The 17646-nt window shown below is 42.3% G+C and carries 13 protein-coding genes; all 13 read left to right on the top strand.

All coding sequences use genetic code 11. The features are described 5' to 3' along the window. Positions 1-6 precede the first annotated feature (6 nt). The 13 genes from ID165_RS11200 (at position 7) to ID165_RS11140 (ending at position 17646) form a co-directional block, all read left to right on the top strand. A complete protein-coding gene (locus ID165_RS11200; protein WP_192350596.1) occupies positions 7-2448 on the top strand; it encodes a polysaccharide biosynthesis tyrosine autokinase in 2442 nt (813 codons plus the stop codon). A 286-nt stretch (positions 2449-2734) separates the two neighbouring features. Further along, positions 2735-3295, top strand: coding sequence for an AraC family transcriptional regulator (locus ID165_RS11195; RefSeq protein ID WP_192350594.1), 561 nt, complete (start codon positions 2735-2737; stop codon positions 3293-3295). A gap of 700 nt (positions 3296-3995) precedes the next feature. After that, a complete protein-coding gene (locus tag ID165_RS11190) occupies positions 3996-4346 on the top strand; it encodes a cupin domain-containing protein (RefSeq protein WP_192350592.1) in 351 nt (116 codons plus the stop codon). A gap of 19 nt (positions 4347-4365) precedes the next feature. Continuing rightward, entirely contained in the window at positions 4366-4545 is a 180-nt protein-coding gene (locus ID165_RS11185) for a hypothetical protein (protein WP_192350590.1), read from the top strand. A 219-nt stretch (positions 4546-4764) separates the two neighbouring features. After that, positions 4765-4950 (top strand): general stress protein CsbD, encoded by a 186-nt coding sequence (locus ID165_RS11180; RefSeq protein ID WP_192350588.1) that lies wholly within the window; start codon positions 4765-4767, stop codon positions 4948-4950. A gap of 62 nt (positions 4951-5012) precedes the next feature. Next, a complete protein-coding gene (locus tag ID165_RS11175; RefSeq protein ID WP_192350586.1) occupies positions 5013-6092 on the top strand; it encodes an acyl-CoA desaturase in 1080 nt (359 codons plus the stop codon). A 172-nt stretch (positions 6093-6264) separates the two neighbouring features. Then, positions 6265-6885: an RNA polymerase sigma factor gene (locus ID165_RS11170; protein ID WP_192350584.1), complete on the top strand. Its 621-nt coding sequence runs from the start codon at positions 6265-6267 to the stop codon at positions 6883-6885. Positions 6886-6988: 103 nt separating this feature from the next. Then, positions 6989-8005: a FecR family protein gene (locus tag ID165_RS11165; RefSeq protein WP_192350582.1), complete on the top strand. Its 1017-nt coding sequence runs from the start codon at positions 6989-6991 to the stop codon at positions 8003-8005. Between the two features lie 149 nt (positions 8006-8154). After that, positions 8155-11634 carry a TonB-dependent receptor gene (locus tag ID165_RS11160; RefSeq protein ID WP_225587086.1) on the top strand — a complete coding sequence of 1160 codons (3480 nt, stop codon included), beginning with the start codon at positions 8155-8157 and terminating at the stop codon, positions 11632-11634. A gap of 12 nt (positions 11635-11646) precedes the next feature. Then, a complete protein-coding gene (locus ID165_RS11155; protein ID WP_192350580.1) occupies positions 11647-13110 on the top strand; it encodes a RagB/SusD family nutrient uptake outer membrane protein in 1464 nt (487 codons plus the stop codon). Positions 13111-13464: 354 nt separating this feature from the next. Then, complete coding sequence (locus ID165_RS11150; RefSeq protein WP_192350578.1) at positions 13465-14946, top strand: BNR-4 repeat-containing protein; 1482 nt, start codon at positions 13465-13467, stop codon at positions 14944-14946. Then, on the top strand, positions 14933-16438 hold the full coding sequence (locus ID165_RS11145) for a PQQ-dependent sugar dehydrogenase (protein WP_225587085.1): 1506 nt from the start codon (positions 14933-14935) through the stop codon (positions 16436-16438). Before ID165_RS11150 ends, ID165_RS11145 begins: the two co-directional genes overlap by 14 nt. Beyond that, a complete protein-coding gene (locus ID165_RS11140) occupies positions 16435-17646 on the top strand; it encodes an Nramp family divalent metal transporter (RefSeq protein ID WP_192350576.1) in 1212 nt (403 codons plus the stop codon). The genes ID165_RS11145 and ID165_RS11140 overlap by 4 nt, the downstream gene beginning before the upstream one ends.

The following is a 17646-nucleotide window of genomic DNA, read 5'->3' as shown; positions in this document are numbered from 1 at the left end:
GTATTTATGTATCCGAATACCCCAAATCTTTCCAATTCCACACAAAATAGCTTTACTGTACAGAAGGAGGAAGAAATAGATCTAAAAGTATTACTTTTTAATTACCTGCAGTACTGGCCGGTGATTGTTGCATTTATGCTTGCGGGGCTAGCGTCGGCATTCTTGTTTAACCGTTATGCTACAAATATTTATAAAGTTGAGTCAAGTGTGTTGGTTGAAGATGACAAGCCAAGCTTGGGTACGGATCTTTTTGAGTCTGCAGGACTCGGCCTGCAAGGAAAAAATAATATTGAGAATGAAATAGGTATTTTAAAATCCTATTCTTTGGCAGAGGAAACCATCCGAGAACTGAATCTGAACGTACAGTATTACCAAGATGGATTTTTCTCCAGTGTACAGCTTTATGATAAGCTTCCTGTAGTCGTAACGGTTGATTGGAATCATCCACAATGGGTAGGTGGCTTATTCAGGATAGAGGTGATTAGTGAAGATTCTTACGAACTTCAAATTGAAGAAGAGGGATTCAGCGTGTTTAATCCATCTGATCCCTTTTACAAGACAAGAGTAGAACAAGCAGTTCTAAGTAAAAAAGTTTATGAATTTGGCGAGCAGGTCCAAGAGGATAATTATGAGTTTAAAATCAGCAATATCTATGCAAACCCCGGTGATATAATCCTGTTTAAATTGACAGACACCCCTACACTTGCATTGAAGTATAAGGGGGACTTGTCAGTTGCGCCATTGAACAAACAGGCATCTATATTGACGCTCGGTCTGGAGACTCCTGTCAGACGTCTGGGGGAGGATTACATAAACAAACTGATGGAGATGTACCTCAAGCGAGAGCTTGAAGAGAAGAACCGTGCTTCGGAAAGTACGGTACGATTTATAGAACAACAGTTGAGCGGAATCTCTGATTCTCTGGAGTTCTCCGAAAATAAGCTCCAACAGTACAGATCTGACAACAACATTTTCAACCTTTCTCAGGAAGGGTCAGTGATTTTTGAGCGGCTGCAGGAACTGGAGAAGCAGAAGGGTGAAACAGAGGTGAGCCTGAATTACTATAAAACTCTTAATGCGTACCTTGATAACAGCCGCGGTGGTGAGTTGGTCGCTCCGTCGATCATCGGAGTAACCGATCCCCTGCTGAATTCTCTTGTGAACACGCTAGCTGAACTCCAGGCTGAGCAGATTCGCCTAAAATCGAACTTTTCAGATCAGGCACCTGCCGTCAGGGAAAATTCCTCACGTATAGCAAACACAAAGAAGCAGCTTCAAGAGAATGTGAATCTTGCATTGGGAAATACGCAAAATGTTCTTTCGGATATCAATGCACGTATAAAGACAATAGAATCGGATATCAATGCGCTGCCTAAGACGGAGCGTGACCTTTTGGGGATTCAGCGGCAGTTTACAATCAACGAGAATATCTACGTCTATCTATTGCAAAAGAAAGCAGAAGCGGAAATAACAAAGGCATCGAACATGCCAAAGAATAAAATACTGGATTATGCGAAAGCGGGACAAATCCCTGTAGCCCCCAAGAGATCTTTAAACCTATTGATAGGGTTGATTTTGGGACTTATTCTTCCAATTGGTTTTATTACGGTGAAAGACTTCCTGAATACAAAAATTGAAGATCCTAAAGAACTGGAAAGTCAGATCAAGGTTCCCTTGATCGGGATGATTGGAAGAAATAATTCTGATGATGCTATTCCTGTATTAAATAATCCCCGATCTACTGTCACTGAGTCGTTTAGATCCTTGAGAGCTGACATGTCTTATCTGAGTCCCCACAGAGATAATCTTACGATACTCTTTACCTCGTCCATATCAGGGGAAGGTAAAACCTTCGTGTCTATCAACGTAGCGTCTGTGTATGCCCTGATGGGTAAGAAGACCATTCTGATAGGATTGGACTTAAGAAAACCAAAGATTGCAGAGGATTTTGGTTTGGCAAATGACAAGGGGATGAGTACTTGTCTCAGCACAGACATACCATGGCAAGATGTGGTGAAACCTACTGGACATAAGGATATGGATGTGATTCTATCGGGACCTATTCCTCCCAATCCTGCAGAACTGCTTTTGCAGGATAAGTTTGGTGAAATAGTAAAAGAAATCAAGTCTGTATACGATGTGGTTATTTTTGACTGCCCACCTGTGGGACTGGTCTCAGAGACAAAAGAGCTGTTTGGGTTTGCGGATATCAGCTTCTTTGTTTTCCGTCAGGGATATTCCATGAAGGGCAATACTCAAATATTGAACAACTTGGTGGAAAAAGGCGGAGTGTCCAAGATATATGGGATCCTCAATGATGTCCATATAGACAAAGGTTACGGTTACGGCTATGGCTATGGTTACGGTTACGGTTATGGCAACAATTCCTACGGATATCACGAAGAAGTTCAGCTGCCTTGGTGGAAGCGTGCATTGAGAAGGAAATAAGCTTATAATACTAATAAGATTTAAGAATCGCAGACGAAAGTTTGCGATTTTTTTTTACAGTTTGTAGAGTCTGGGGGTAGATAGAATGGTAATTAGTAGAAGATCAGTATAGAATATAGTTGTTTAGTCCTCCTCTCTCTTTTTAGTAATGAATGCTTTTATCTATTTTATGGGTATCTTGATGTCCTGAGCTTTAGAACCTAATTCGTCTCATTTATTTCTCAGAGCTTGGATTTTGATTATTCCTTGCTTTGGCCTTTTCCAGATTGAATTCATTTCCCAACTCATGAAGCTATACATCAAATATATGGTCAGTTTACGCTGCAAAATGATGGTAAAGGAAGAGTTGAAAAATCTTGGCCTTCACCATGTGATGGTTGAGCTGGGAATAGTGGAAATCCTTGAAAATATTAGTCAGGAACAAAGAATGCTGCTTAAGGCAAACCTGTTGAAATCAGGCTTGGAGCTGTTGGACGACAAGAGAAGTATCATTATCGAGAGTATCAAAAACCTTATCATTGAAATGATTCATTACTCTGAGGAGTTGCCTAAAGTGAATTATTCGGATTTTATCAGTGAAAAATTAGGATATGATTATACGTATTTGGCCAATATTTTCTCCGAAGTGAAGGGGATAACCATTCAACAGTTCACTATTATTCATAAGATTGAGCGGGCAAAGGAACTGCTGATCTACGATGAATTGACTTTGACTGAAATTGCCTACAGACTGCACTACAGTAGTGTTGCTCATTTATCCAATCAGTTCAAGAAAATCACGGGTCTTACTCCTACATTTTACAAGCAATTGAAATACAAGCGTAAGCAGAATCTCGAAGATATATAGCTTTTGAATAGCTGGGGGAGTTTTTTCAAACTAATCACCTATTGGCGTAATTCATGTATGCCCGAGAGATTCTCAGAAACTTTGAAGGAGGTCTGTTGAAAAGCCTTGAATTTCACAGATACGGTCAGGGAATTTGATGGCTTTTACAACCTCAATAGGGAATGAAAAATCCGAAGCTATTCCCTTTTTTCAGATGTTTATACGTGTTTGTAATGATTATAACTTGTCTCGTACTGATGGTCGGATAGCCTGTCCCGAATCTTTATACCGATAGGCAGAATGGATAGTCATCACTTTGGGCGTCGCTTGGGACGCGTTCGATTTCATGACGTGAAGTGTCTGGAATTTAACTCCTAAAATTGATACACTGATTTTTTATGATGAAAGAATTTTACCCAATCCCATGAAATGACACGTAATGAGGTGCTTATATCCCAATTTGCCTCCGATGTGGGATTTATGTAAGCTTTGCCTAGGCTTGTGTAACATTTCCTGACTTGGTTTAATCGACTTTCGGTATTAGGAATAAAAACCTTAACAAAAAGAATCATGTCCAAAGAAAAAGAAGGCAAAGGGAAATCGGATAAAACTGCCCCGGCCAAGAATCTAAAGGAAAAAAGAGCTGCTAAAGCGGCAAAGAAAAAAGATAAAGGCACAGATGATTGATGTCCTTGGTTTCTTTACTTATTTATAATTAGCTATGGTAAACCCAGAGTTTGAGAAATCTACTGCACATCGTTTGGTAGATTCAGTAGCATATGTTGCCGGTTCAGTGGTGATTAAATCTATTCTTACAAAGCAGACCGGAACGGTTACTATATCATCCTTTGATGCAGGTGAAGGGATGATGACGAAATCATCCCCATTCGACAACCTCATACAGGTACTTGATGGAATTGCCGAGATAATTATAGAAGAGAAATCGAATATGGTCGAAGCGGGTGAACTGATCATAATTCCTGCTCACTCAAAAAACCGTATTACGGCAAATGGTAAATTTAAAATGTTGTCTACGGTAATCAAAAGTGGATATGAGGATGTTAGTATTTAGACCCTAAACCTGAGAAGTAATGGACTTAAAACAAGGCAGGAAATTCGAGTTAGGTGATTTGGTGTATGATAAGAAAAGTCCTGATACCAAGTTGATCATTAGGAAGTATTATGCAGGAATATACTACTGCACATTCGCTGACTTTCCCAAGAAAAAGGAATTAGCTCTTTTCGAAAGGGAGCTATTGATCAATAAATAGAAAAACAAACGGTTGATGACTAAATAAATGTGTGCCCGCAATCCTCTTGCTTATGAATTTGAGTTTTGAGGGCATTGCATAGTTTAGAGACTAAAGGGAATAAATCCATCCCAACAATAATTGACGCCTATTTTCTTCCTCATAACAGTAATCTCGGATCGAAGGAGTCTTCCTTCGATCCGAGCGAAGTAATCACTAAGTAATTAATGAACAAATAACATGACTATTACAAGAAGCTGGAGGGAACAAAAAGTAATGCTCAAACAGAGGTATTCGATTTTAAACGATGCTGATTTTGAGTTCCAGGAAGGACAACGGGAAGGAATGCTCGAAAGACTTTCTCAAAAACTCAAAAAAACCAAGGATGAGTTGCAATTGCTTTTCGCAGAATTGCAAACCTATTGAATTTAGAAGCCAGGGTGAAACTATCTGGATGTCAATAGGATGATAACGTAACAGCAAGAATAATGAAAAACTTAAAATTTGATAAATCCGGTAGCGCCGAATTCTCCAAAGCGTTACGGATAAGAGTAAACGCATATTTCAAAGGAAACAATACTTCCATCTATGGAGATGGTAGCATGGTGATCAAGACTATTATCATGCTTTCTGTATTCTTTGTTCCCTTGATTACTATGAGCACGGGATTGATTTCCAGCCCCGCACTTATATTTGCCCTATATATCACCAGTGGCTTGGGGATGGCCGGAGTGGGCATGGGGGTTATGCATGATGCCATTCATGGATCTTATTCTAAGAGCAAGCGGGTGAATAAATTTGTGGGATATACCATGAATCTCATAGGAGCTAATGCAAGCGTATGGAGAATACAACATAACGTTCTCCATCATACTTATACCAATGTGGATGAAGGGGATGATGATATCAATGCGCCTTTTTTCTTACGCTTTTCTCCTAATGCCAAGCGTTATTGGATTCATCGGTTTCAATACCTCTACATTTGGTTTTTTTATGGCCTCTCCACCGTCTCGTGGATTACTATGAAGGATTTTGTCAGGGTCAAAAGGTACCGGGATATGGGGTTTTTCAACAAGGAAGGTGAATTCGGCAGAGAACTGCTGAAAATTACGGGTTGGAAGCTTCTCTATTATTCGTATGCTCTTGTGTTGCCCTTGATTATGATACCACTGCCTGCATGGATTATTTTATTGGCATTTTTCAGCATGCACTTTGTCACAGGTATATGCATAAGCTTAGTCTTTCAGACAGCCCATATTATACCTGATGCGGTTTTTCCAAAGGCCGATCAAGACGGGCTTATTGCCAATGATTGGACAGTACATCAGCTTGCCACTACGAGCAATTATGCTCCTAAGAGTAAGGTTTTCTCTTGGCTGATAGGAGGGCTGAACTTTCAGGTAGAGCATCATCTTTTCCCCAATATTTGCCATATCCATTACCGTGAATTGTCATTGATTGTGTCTGAAACGGCGAGGGAGTACAATGTGCCTTATATGGTAAAAAGAACTTTTGCGTCTGCACTATGGGATCATATTAAAATGCTCCGCCACTTGGGAAAGGCTTAAGTCTTACATAGGACTTTATTGCAAAATTTCATTTTAATTTAACCTGAATGGGTCGATTATTAACCAATTTTTGTCTTTCAAAGATTATTATCATATAATTAGGTGTTGAAAATGGGTTGTCACGACTGCTCAACATTCTTTTACTAGTAGTATTAATTAAGGTAATTCAATTTTGGAAGCAATAGATTCTCCCTTTTTGAAACAGGTAGTGAACGGGCTTGTCCAAGGTGATGAGGCGTGCTTTGAGAAACTATATGGAATGTTTTCCGGGAAAATTTATGCTATATCCAGAAAGATGAGACTTGGGCATGAAGATGCCGAAGGGGTGGTGCAGGAAGTTTTTCTGAAAATCTGGAAAAATAGAGAGAAGTTGGATCCTGAGCTTTCTATCAATGCATACATGATTGCGATCTTACGCTCACTTGTCATCAAAAAAGTAAAGAAGGAAGCACGTTTTTTTGCCTTTAAAGAGTATCAAATTCCACTTTTGAAGCCAGTTTCTTCTTACAGCGCAGACGGTGATCTTATCTACTCGGAATTTCATAATCTCTCCTTGGAGATAATCGAAAAACTCCCACCTGCCCAACGGCAGATCTTCAAGCTGAGACATCTCGAAAACCAGTCGGTTGGGGAGATTTCCGAGGCTCTCAATCTTTCTAAACGAACGGTGGAAAATCAGATTTTCAGAGCTACCAAATCTTTTAAAGAAGGACTCGCAAAATTGGAGATTGTTTCCACCGGAGTTTGGGTAATCAGTCTAAAAGCAATACTTGCTTCGCTTTTGGAGGGGTGATTCCGCACCTTTTTAAGGTAAATCAAAAATATTCCAACTTTTTTTGAATTCTATGTGAGTAGAATTCTTCTGCTGTGGCTATATATAGCAGAACACAGCCAAAATGGATCATAATAAAAGAATAAAGGATTTTTTTGAAGGAAAACTTACGCAGGAGGAAGCGCAAGAATTGCTGGACTTTTTAGAAAGTCAGGAAGCAGAGGATTTTTTATCTGCCGAGCTCATTCAACTATGGTCAAGTAAATTAAAAGCAGAAGAGTATAATTGGGATAACAAAGCTCTTTGGAAGAAACTAAACCATAACAAATCCAACTATGCCCGCCCATACCTTCACCGGGATAATAAGCGCCAAAAGAGTGCCTGGATACCTTGGTTAAGAGCTGCTGTTGTATTCTTGGCAATAGGAAGTTCTACACTCTTTTTTGTCAATCGGGAAAAATATAGAGCTACCCAGGATCAAGAGCAGTTACTGGACACCAAGATGATCACTAAATACAATCCCGCAGGCCAGAAAACCAAAATTGTGCTTCCCGATGGATCAACTGTTTATCTTAATTCAGAAAGTAAAATTGTCTATCCTGCCAATTTTCAGATGGACAGATCCATTTCCTTAGAAGGGGAGGGGTTTTTTGAAGTGGTGAAAGATGCAGAACATCCATTTGCTGTAGAGGCCGGTGGGATAGTGACTACTGCGCTGGGAACATCTTTTAATATCTCCACTTTTGAGCGCGACGGTAAAGTGGCTGTCACACTGCTGACAGGTATGGTAGAGCTCAAGCAGCTGGACAAAGGAAATGTCATTGAGCTCAGCCCTGGGGAAGGATCTCTCTTGTCCAGAAATGATAGTCAACTAGGGAAAAATCCTGTCAACGCAGAAGATGTGACACTGTGGACGAAGGGTGTATTGAAATTCAATAATTCGACTTTGGAGCAACTTACGGCTAGACTCGAAAGATGGTATGGAGTAGAGATAACTCTTCAGGGAAATGAGAAGAGACAACTGGCCAGCGGGACTTTTGATTCGGATGAGAGCCTGGAAAATGTGCTGATGGTGCTGAGCGAATCCCTAGATTTCAGTTATGAACTAAATAATAAAAAAGTATTGGTCAAACTAAACTAGGAGCCTATGACAAAAGCCAAGTAAGTAGAAAAACAGGAACGTACTGCGAATACGCTCCTGCTGAAATCAAAACACTTAACCCCGTATCAGAAGATTTGCATCCTGTCGTCATGGGGGAATTATCATGTTTCAACTTATCATCCAAACATATGAAAAAAATATTACCATTAATAGTCATGTCTATTAAGCTACTGGCCAGAGGGCTTGCTATTCTTTGCATTTCTCTGAACCCACTATTGGCCAATACCTCTAAAGCTCAGGTAAAAAGTATTGATGAAGTCTTTCTAAAGCTGGAAAAACAACCAAAATCCTTGGTTCAATTTTTTAATGAAATAGAAAAAAAGACTGAATTCAAATTTTTTTACACACATGCAGCTGTGGATTTGGACTCGGCTATTTCTTATCTAAACCAATCGGAGAGTGTAGAGAAACATCTCTATCATATCGCCACGCAGACCGAACTTAGGTTTAAGCAGGTCAATAACGCTATCAGTGTCTCCAAAAAAACAAATTCAGCCGAAAACTTCGTAGCCAAAGAAGCTCAGGCCGAAAAAATTACCGGAACCGTAAAAGATGAATTCGGCCAACCTATGCCGGGTGTTTCGGTTGTGGTGAAAGGAACTACCACGGGAACAGTAACAGATCTTGATGGAAATTATTCTATAGATGTCAATCCCGGTCAGACATTATTGTTTTCGTTTATTGGATATCAGCGAAACGAAATACTGATCTCTTCCGACACGGTGATAGACGTGGTTTTGACTGAAGAGGAGAATTCTTTAGATGAATTTGTGGTGGTGGGATACGGCACCGTCAAAAAGAAGGACATTACAGGGGCAGTAAGTGCAATTAATTCTGAAGAGCTAAAAGACCAGCCAATAGTGAGTGTAGATCAGGCTATGGCCGGCAGAATGGCAGGTGTCGTGGTCACCCAAGCCACGGGGGCTCCGGGAGGAGGATCATCTGTACGGATCAGAGGAGCTGGGTCTCTCAGTGCAGGAAATGAGCCGTTATATGTCGTGGACGGATTTCCCGTGACCAATGATTTTGATCAGCGGAATAATCCTCTGAATACAATTAATCCCGCAGACATAGATAACATTCAGGTATTAAAGGATGCTTCTGCCACAGCTATATATGGTTCAAGGGGGTCTAATGGAGTTGTGCTGATTACTACCAAATCAGGCAAAGAGGGACTGACAAAAATTGAGTTCAACGTCAGCACAGGTATTCAGCAGGTGGAAAAGACCCTGGATGTATTAAATGCATCAGAGTTTGCTTCCTATATCAATGAAGCAAGAAATAATGCGTGGGTGAATTCAGGCCCGGGAAGATCCGCTTCTGATCCAAATTCAGAGCGTATCCAGAATGTTATGTATTTGATCCCCGAAGGATTCGAAAATCCGTCCTCATTGGGCCGGGGTACTGACTGGCAGGATGAAATATTCCGCACAGCCCGTATGAGTGATTATCAACTGAATTTTTCAGGAGGAAATGAAAAAACCAAGTATTTCGTTTCAGGTGGATACTTAGAGCAGGAAGGGGTAATCATAAATTCTGACCTCAAGCGCTATTCATTTCGGGTAAATGTAGAATCACAGATGAACGATCGGGTAAAAGTAGGCGCAAATATTACTCCTTCCTATACTTTCTCCAATCAATCACTGGCCGAAGGAAACTGGCAAGGGGGTGGTATCATCCAGTCTGCCATCACAGCAGGGCCGCATTTGTCTCCTTATGATGCAGATGGCAATTATACCCAAATAACAGGGCAAGGCATAGGGACCTCGGAAGTTGATAATCCGGTGAAAATCGCAAAAGAATATTTTCACCAGCAAAAGAACCTAAGACTCCTGGGCACTGCATTTACGGAAATAAACTTGATAGATAATCTAAAGTTCAAAGCCTTGGTAGGGACAGATATCAGAAGTTTTAGAGAGGATATATTCAGTTCATCCATTATCAATCCCAATAGTGTTAACCTCACTCGGCCTGCAGTAGGCTCCAATAATACTGCACAAACCGTCAATTGGCTTTCGGAATTTACATTAAGTTATGGTAAGACGATTGGCAAGCATACATTTGATGCTGTGTTAGGCTATACTGTTCAGAAAGAGACATTTGAGACCAGCCGGATCACAGGTACAAATTATGCCAACGACAATATAAAAACGACCAATGCTGCAGGACTGATCACACAAGCTCTGAACACTCAAGAAGAATGGTCTTTACTATCCTATCTGGCACGATTAAACTACAACTACGATGATCGCTATCTTCTCACGGCGACTTTTCGGCGGGATGGTTCATCCAGATTCGGGTCGGATAATCGTTGGGGTGCATTTCCATCGGTATCATTGGGTTGGAGACTTTCCGAGGAGAATTTCCTAAACCAGGTATCATGGTTGTCAGAACTGAGATTAAGGGCAAGCTACGGATTGACAGGAAATAATTTTATAAGCAATTACGGAGCGATAGGATTGACCGGTATTGAGAACTATCCTCTCGGAACCAGCATCAGCAATGGCATAAGGCTTACAAATATTCCGAATTCCACGCTTGGCTGGGAGAAAAACGAACAGATGGATTTTGGATTGGAACTTGGCGTATTCCAAAATCGACTTTATCTGTCCGCTGATTATTACATCAAACGGACATCCGATCTTTTGCTGAATGTTCCGGTCCCTACCTTGACAGGCTATACCAATGCGCTGCAGAATATTGGTGAAATAGAGAATAAAGGAATAGAGTTTACCCTTACCAGCAGAAATTTAGTGTCTGATTTTAAATGGACTACTGACTTTAACATCTCTTTCAATCAGATCGAAGTCATGGCATTGGGACCGGATGGTTCTCCGATTATTTCCCGACAGGCGACCTCAGCTTCATCTCCCACACACATTACCCAGATCGGATCAGCTCCGGGGAGTTTTTATGGGTATCAGGTGATAGGAGTGTATCAAAATCAGGAGGATGTTGATAATAGTGCGGTGGTCATGAATGGCAACGGTACTGTACAATCCATACCGGGTAGACTGAAGTTTGCCGATATCAACGGGGACGGCATAATCAATACTGACGATAGAACGATATTGGGTGATCCTTTCCCGGATTTTACCTATGGGATGACGAATAGATTCTCGTACAAGAATGTGGATTTTTCATTTACTCTTCAGGGGGTACAGGGATTTGAGGTGCTTAATTTGGCTAGGAGATATTATGGGAATTATGCCGGTTCTTACAATGTGCTGAGCAGCACGGCCAATGGATGGAAATCTGAAGCTGATCCAGGAGATGGAACCAGTCCGATGATAGATAGAAACTTCAATGCCTATGCAGGAAGTAATGTGGTGAACAATGTGACCTCTGCGTTTGTAGAAGACGGTTCTTTTCTAAGAATAAGAAACATCACATTGGGCTACACCTTTCCCGCCAAGATTTTGGAGCGTGTAAAAGTTTCCAATGCACGGTTGAATTTCACGGTTCAAAATGCTTACACCTTTACGAAGTATGAAGGATTCAATCCGGAAGTGTCGGCTCAGGGAGGAAGTCCTCTTGTGCCCGGCGTGGATGCAGGGGGATATCCCTTGGCAAGGACATATATGTTGGGTTTAAATGTAGGCTTCTAAAATATTTCTCTTATGAACAACATACTAAAATATAGCTCATTATGCGCTTTGATAGTGGCACTGATGAGTGCATGCAATAGTGATTTTCTGGATTTGGCTCCCATATCCCAGGAGAACAGTACCAATTTTTATAAAACTGCCTCTGATATGGAAAATGCCTTGACAGCAGTGTATGGGTCTTTACAATATGGAGGGACCTATTATTCTTCCATGCACGTGATCGGTGAATTGAGATCGGACAATACCGAAATCACCAACCCCAATGCGGGTGCAAACCTGCAAGCGGTGGATGACTTCACGAATGATGCAGTTAATTCCATAAGCAGTACTACCTGGAATGCCCATTATCAGGGAATTCAGGCTGCAAATATTGTGATTGACAAAATCGTAGAGGTTTCCATGGATGAAACACTAAAAGCTCGGTATGTGGCCGAAGCTAAATTTCTTCGGGCATTGTTGTACTTTAATCTGGTTCGTATTTATGGAGATGTCCCGCTGGTACTTCAGATTATTACTAATCCGGAGCAAGGTTATGACTTCACCAGAAATCCTGCTGAGGAAGTCTATAGACAGATTATAGCTGATTTAACTGCGGCAGAAATTGATCTGCCTTATACTTATGGCAGTGCTGAAGCAGGTAGAGCTACAAAAGGAGCCGCCATGGCACTACTGGGCAAGGTATACCTGACTAGAAAAGACTGGGAAGCAGCTTCGCAAAAGCTGAAGGAAGTTATTGATGCGTCGGGACAGGCAGGGTACCGGTTGATGGATTCTTATGGTGATATTTTTGGTGCGAATAATGAAAATAATGCTGAATCTATCTTTGAAGTGCAGTTCAGTAGCAGCTCAAATGGAGAAGGCAGCCCTTTCACCAATCAATTTGCCCCGATTGGATCTGGGGGCGCAGTAGTATCAGTAGGAAATCCTTTGGGACAAAATATCCCTACTAGCGATATGGATGCAGCCTATGCGGAGAATGACCTTCGAAAGGAATATTCTATGGCTACTTCTTATCAATTGAACGGCAATGAAGTGATTCACAACTATATCTTAAAGTATTCTGGAACTCCTGCTGCCTATCTGGACAGCGATAATAACTGGATAGTTTTGCGCTATGCCGATGTGTTGCTGATGTATGCTGAAGCACTTAATGAGATTTCCTTCCAGCCTGATGGAGAAGCTTTTGCGCTGCTAAACCAAATCAGGTCAAGAGCAGGGCTTCCTGAGATGACAAGTTCTGCTTCAGACCCTGAATACCTGATTACCTCACAACAGGAATTCAGGGATGCGGTGGCCAAAGAGCGGAGAGTGGAACTCGCCTTTGAAGGGCACAGATGGTTTGATCTAATCAGGACAGACGAAGCATTGAGCGTATTGTCTGACAAGGGAATGCAGTCCCATCATGTCTTATTCCCTGTACCTCAAAGTCAGATAGACATCAATCCGGGAGTGATAGCGCAAAACCCGGGTTACTGACCTGATAAATCAACAGTGTAACAATTGAAGTTTCCTGACCATCCCGATCTCCGGGGTGGCAGGAGGCTCTTTGTCAATGGAGAAATGGGCTTCGACTTTCTGGTCTTCTGGAGGCATACGTCATCCCCATGTCCGATAGTGGATGACTTGAGTTATCCGCATCGTGTCTGTCGCCATTGGTAGGAGGGATGAGGAGGCAGTCTAGAGCTACATTGGGAGAGATTGCTTCGTTCCTCGCTATGACGAATTGCTTTTATCCTGCCCATTACCCCTAAGCTGTGTACGCAGTGAAAACTTTCTGAGCGCTCTGAGTATTAAACTTTCGAAAAAAGAAGGAATCAATATAGAATTCAAATGACAACTAATAAACGCTTTGTGAAGGCTATCTGTTTTTTATCGGTAATGATGACGATTAATTTGTCATTCGCTCAATCGGTAACTACCCTTAACCAACAGGATACCGGCTATAGAGGAATCTGGTACAGCAATGAACCCTCAGACGATGAGTTTGTCTATAAGTACAGCGGAGGGCTGGCCACTTATCCTGCAAACCATTACCCGTTTTCAGTCTATTCCAAGAAGGTAAACAAGACATTTTTTTGCTATGGAGGTGCAGATCCCGATGGCAACACACTCTATCACATGATTTCATATTTTGACCATACTACTGGGCAGGTTCCCCGACCGACTATTGTGTTGGACAAGCAAACGGACAATGCCCACGATAATCCTGTCATGAACATTGACAAAGAAGGCTATATCTGGCTTTTCTCCACAGCAAACGGAACATTAAGCCCTTCCTATGTCCATAAAAGCAAAAGACCATACGACATTTCGGAGTTCGAACAGGTGTTTGCCGATAAAATAGAGAATGGGGAAGCTGTGGAAATGGATAATTTTTCCTACCTCCAAAGCTGGTACCAGCCCAAAAAGGGATTTATCAACTTGTTTACCCACTATCAGACAGGAGTGATCCCCGACCAGCCCGAAAAGCCCAGAAGAACTATTGGTTTTATGACCAGTCGGGATGGGGAGCACTATTCCTCATGGAAAGATATCGCAGCCATAGAGGAGGGACATTATCAGACAAGCGGTCAATCCGGGAAGATACTGGGTACTTCATTTAATTTCCATCCTTACCGAGAAGAGGGTAATGGCCTCAATTTCAGGACGAATCTTTATTACCTGCAAACAGCTGATTTTGGCAAAAGCTGGACAAATGCAAAAGGGCAAAAGATAGAAATCCCGCTGAGGGCCAGTCAAAATGAAGCGCTGGTCAAAGATTACCGGGCTGAGGGATTACTGGTTTACATCAATGACTTGGAATATGATGGAGAAGATAGACCGGTCATCTTGTACCTCACTACTAAGGGGTACGAAGCAGGACCTGAAAATGGCCCAAGAAACTGGTTTACAGCCAGGTTTACAGGCGAAGAGTGGGAGATTTTGCCTGTAACTTCCTCTGACAACAATTACGACATGGGCTCACTATACATTGATGAGCAGGGAATATGGCGAATAATTGGGCCTACCGCCTCCGGGCCTCAAAAATTTAACACTGGAGGAGAGATGGTTCTCTGGACCAGTCTGGATCAGGGCAAGACCTGGTCAAGCAAGCAACTCACACAAAAAAGCAGATACAATCACTCTTACGCTAGAAAGCCGGTGTATGTCAATGAGGATTTCTATGCTTTCTGGGCAGATGGCCATGGCCGTGAAAAGTCAGTTTCAAATCTCTATTTCTGTGATCGGGATGGAAATGTCTACCTGCTGCCTGCAAAAATGGAAGGTCTATTTGCGAAGCCTGAATTAATCTCTGCTCATGATGATAAGTAAAGGAAAACATCTGGGGGCATTGTTGATACTGCCGGCAATTATGCTTGGCTGTGAGCAGCAGCATAGGCTTTCCCTGAAGCAGCTCGACAGTATTCAGCTGGATAAATCACAATTGAAAGTGGAGGTATTGACATCCGGTATGGAAGTTCCATGGGACTTAGAGGTGGATGACATGGGGTTTCTCTGGGTAGCCGAGCAAAAAGGGAAAGTGTCCCGGGTGAATCCGGAAACGGGAGCCCAACAAAGCCTTCTACAGCTACAGGATGTCTGGCAAGAACGTACTTCGGGTCTGTTGGGAATGGCTGTACATAAGGACTTTAAGAAATTTCCTTATGTGTACCTTAACTACACTGCGAGAAAAGACAGCGGGATTGTTAGCCGTCTTGTTCGCTATACTTACGAAAATGATTCCTTAGTCAAGCCTTTTCTTTTGCTTGAAATTGAAGGAGGAACGTCCCATAATGGATCTAGGTTGGCTTTTGGCCCCGATGAGAAATTGTATTGGGCCACAGGAGATGTGCATGATTATTCTTATGCCCAGAATGTCCAGATGCTGAACGGGAAAATTCTCAGGATGAATGAGGATGGAAGTATTCCGGAAGATAATCCGGATCCTGAAAGCTATGTCTGGGCACTGGGATTTAGAAATATGCAAGGACTTGCTTTTTCGTCCAGGGGGATCCTGTATACCTCCGAGCATGGAGATGCGATAGAGGATGAAGTAAACTTGATCCAAAAAGGAGGAAATTATGGCTGGCCTCACATAGAAGGTAAACATGATCTTGAACAAGAGCTGAATTTTGCCGGGAGGAACAACACATTGGAACCCCTAAGGTCGTGGACGCCGGTTATTGCTCCCTCGGGCATTACCTATTATGGTTCCCCTGCTATTCCCGAATGGAGCAATTCTTTGCTGTTGACAACCCTTAAAGGCAAAAGCCTACGGATTCTATTCCTGAATGAGACCGGGGACGAAATTACAGGTGAAGAAATACTCTTCGAAAACCACTACGGAAGACTGCGCGATATAGTACCCGGTCCCCATGGTGAAATCTACCTGAGCACCAGTAATCTGGACTGGAATCCCCAGCCTGGCTTTCCGCTGGACGGAGATGATAAAATCTTAAAAATCAGCCCTGCTGAGGAAGTGTCTTCGACTCCATTAATTCCAATAAAAGCACAGCAAGCCTTAGTAGCTCAGAGCGGAAAAGAGCTGTACCTCAGCTATTGTGCTTCTTGTCATAAGGAAGATGGGGCGGGAGTACGGGATGTGTTTCCATCTTTAAAAGCATCGGGATTGATTAATGGAGATCCCGCTAAGTTGATCGATGTGGTGCTTAAAGGATCGGGTGAATCGGAGAATTCTCAGCAGATGCCAAGCTTTGCTTTTCTGACCGACAGTGAAGTTGCTGAAATCCTCAATTATATCAGATCTGAATGGGCAAGTGGTCCAACTAGTATTTCCCCTGACTTAATCAAACAAAGCAGATGAGTATAAATCAAAATAAATTTATTCAGGCACTGAAGAGTCTTGGACCCGGAATAATTACCGCAGCCTTGGTCTTTGGTCCGAGTAAGATGACGATTACCTCCAAGCTGGGTGCTGTGTATGGTTATGATACACTATGGCTGGTGGTAGTGGCGATTTTTTTTATGCTCGTGTTTACAGATATGGGAGCAAGAATAGGACTTAGCAGTTCACTTACCTTGCTTACCCAGATCAGACAAAAGTGGGGAAGAACTGTAGGCGTCATTATAGGAATGGGGGTTTTTCTGGTAACTACCTCTTTTCAGGCCGGCAATTCCATTGGGGTTGGGATTGCGGTGGCTGAAGCCACGCATACTGACAGCTGGATTTGGGTTTTGGTATTTAACCTGGCAGGAATGAGCCTGTTGTTTTTTAGGAGTTTCTATAAAACACTGGAAAAACTGATGATTACCCTTGTTGCATTGATGCTACTGTCTTTCATGACAACACTGGTGCTTATCAGACCTGACTTTACCCAAATTACCGCTGGCTTTGTACCAAGCGTTCCTGCCGGTTCTGAGGCAATTTTAATAGCCTTCGTAGCCTCCTGTTTTTCAATTGTCGGGGCGTTTTACCAGTCATACTTGGTTCAGGAGAGAAATAAAACCAAGACAGATAAGCCCGATAACAATACCAGTATTTCAGGTATTCTCATTTTGGGAGTGATGAGTGCGGTGGTCATCATATGTGCAGCAGCGGTTTTGAACCCTCAGGGAATTCAGGTGAACTCCGCTTCCGAAATGTCCAAAGCGCTTGAGCCCTTATTTGGTTCTGCTGCCGCTTATTTGTTTCTAGCGGGACTTTTTGGAGCCTCATTTTCCTCACTTATCGGTAATGCAACGGTAGGGGGGAGCTTATTGGGGGATGCTATGGGATTTGGAAGCGGCTTGAGTTCGGGGAAAGTCAGAGGTTTAATAGCCTTGGTAATGGCTTGCGGGGCAGGGATCTCTCTGTGCTTTGGCAAGCTCCCTTTAGAGCTGATCATCTTCGCCCAAAGTGTTACAATTTTTCTTGTTCCATTTATAGGCGTTGCTATGTATGTGGTAGCAAATGACAAGCAATTGATGGGTGAACGTGTCAATTCTACTTTTTCAAAGATCACAGGTGGGATAGGACTGGTGCTTTTGGTGGCTTTGGCAGTATGGAACTTCAATGAGCTTTTTATCAAATAG

Origin of the sequence: Algoriphagus sp. Y33, assembly GCF_014838715.1 — a bacterium.
Lineage (GTDB): Bacteria > Bacteroidota > Bacteroidia > Cytophagales > Cyclobacteriaceae > Algoriphagus.
Note: the sequence above shows the minus strand (reverse complement) of the source record. Positions and strands in the feature narration are given on the sequence as shown.

Bases quoted from the DNA above. Each gene is read 5' to 3' on its own strand.
- ID165_RS11200 (WP_192350596.1), top strand. From the start codon at position 7: ATGTATCCGAATACCCCAAATCTTTCCAATTCCACACAAAATAGCTTT.
- ID165_RS11195 (WP_192350594.1), top strand. From the start codon at position 2,735: ATGAAGCTATACATCAAATATATGGTCAGTTTACGCTGCAAAATGATG.
- ID165_RS11190 (WP_192350592.1), top strand. From the start codon at position 3,996: ATGGTAAACCCAGAGTTTGAGAAATCTACTGCACATCGTTTGGTAGAT.
- ID165_RS11185 (WP_192350590.1), top strand. From the start codon at position 4,366: ATGGACTTAAAACAAGGCAGGAAATTCGAGTTAGGTGATTTGGTGTAT.
- ID165_RS11180 (WP_192350588.1), top strand. From the start codon at position 4,765: ATGACTATTACAAGAAGCTGGAGGGAACAAAAAGTAATGCTCAAACAG.
- ID165_RS11175 (WP_192350586.1), top strand. From the start codon at position 5,013: ATGAAAAACTTAAAATTTGATAAATCCGGTAGCGCCGAATTCTCCAAA.
- ID165_RS11165 (WP_192350582.1), top strand. From the start codon at position 6,989: ATGGATCATAATAAAAGAATAAAGGATTTTTTTGAAGGAAAACTTACG.
- ID165_RS11160 (WP_225587086.1), top strand. From the start codon at position 8,155: ATGAAAAAAATATTACCATTAATAGTCATGTCTATTAAGCTACTGGCC.
- ID165_RS11155 (WP_192350580.1), top strand. From the start codon at position 11,647: ATGAACAACATACTAAAATATAGCTCATTATGCGCTTTGATAGTGGCA.
- ID165_RS11150 (WP_192350578.1), top strand. From the start codon at position 13,465: ATGACAACTAATAAACGCTTTGTGAAGGCTATCTGTTTTTTATCGGTA.
- ID165_RS11145 (WP_225587085.1), top strand. From the start codon at position 14,933: ATGATGATAAGTAAAGGAAAACATCTGGGGGCATTGTTGATACTGCCG.
- ID165_RS11140 (WP_192350576.1), top strand. From the start codon at position 16,435: ATGAGTATAAATCAAAATAAATTTATTCAGGCACTGAAGAGTCTTGGA.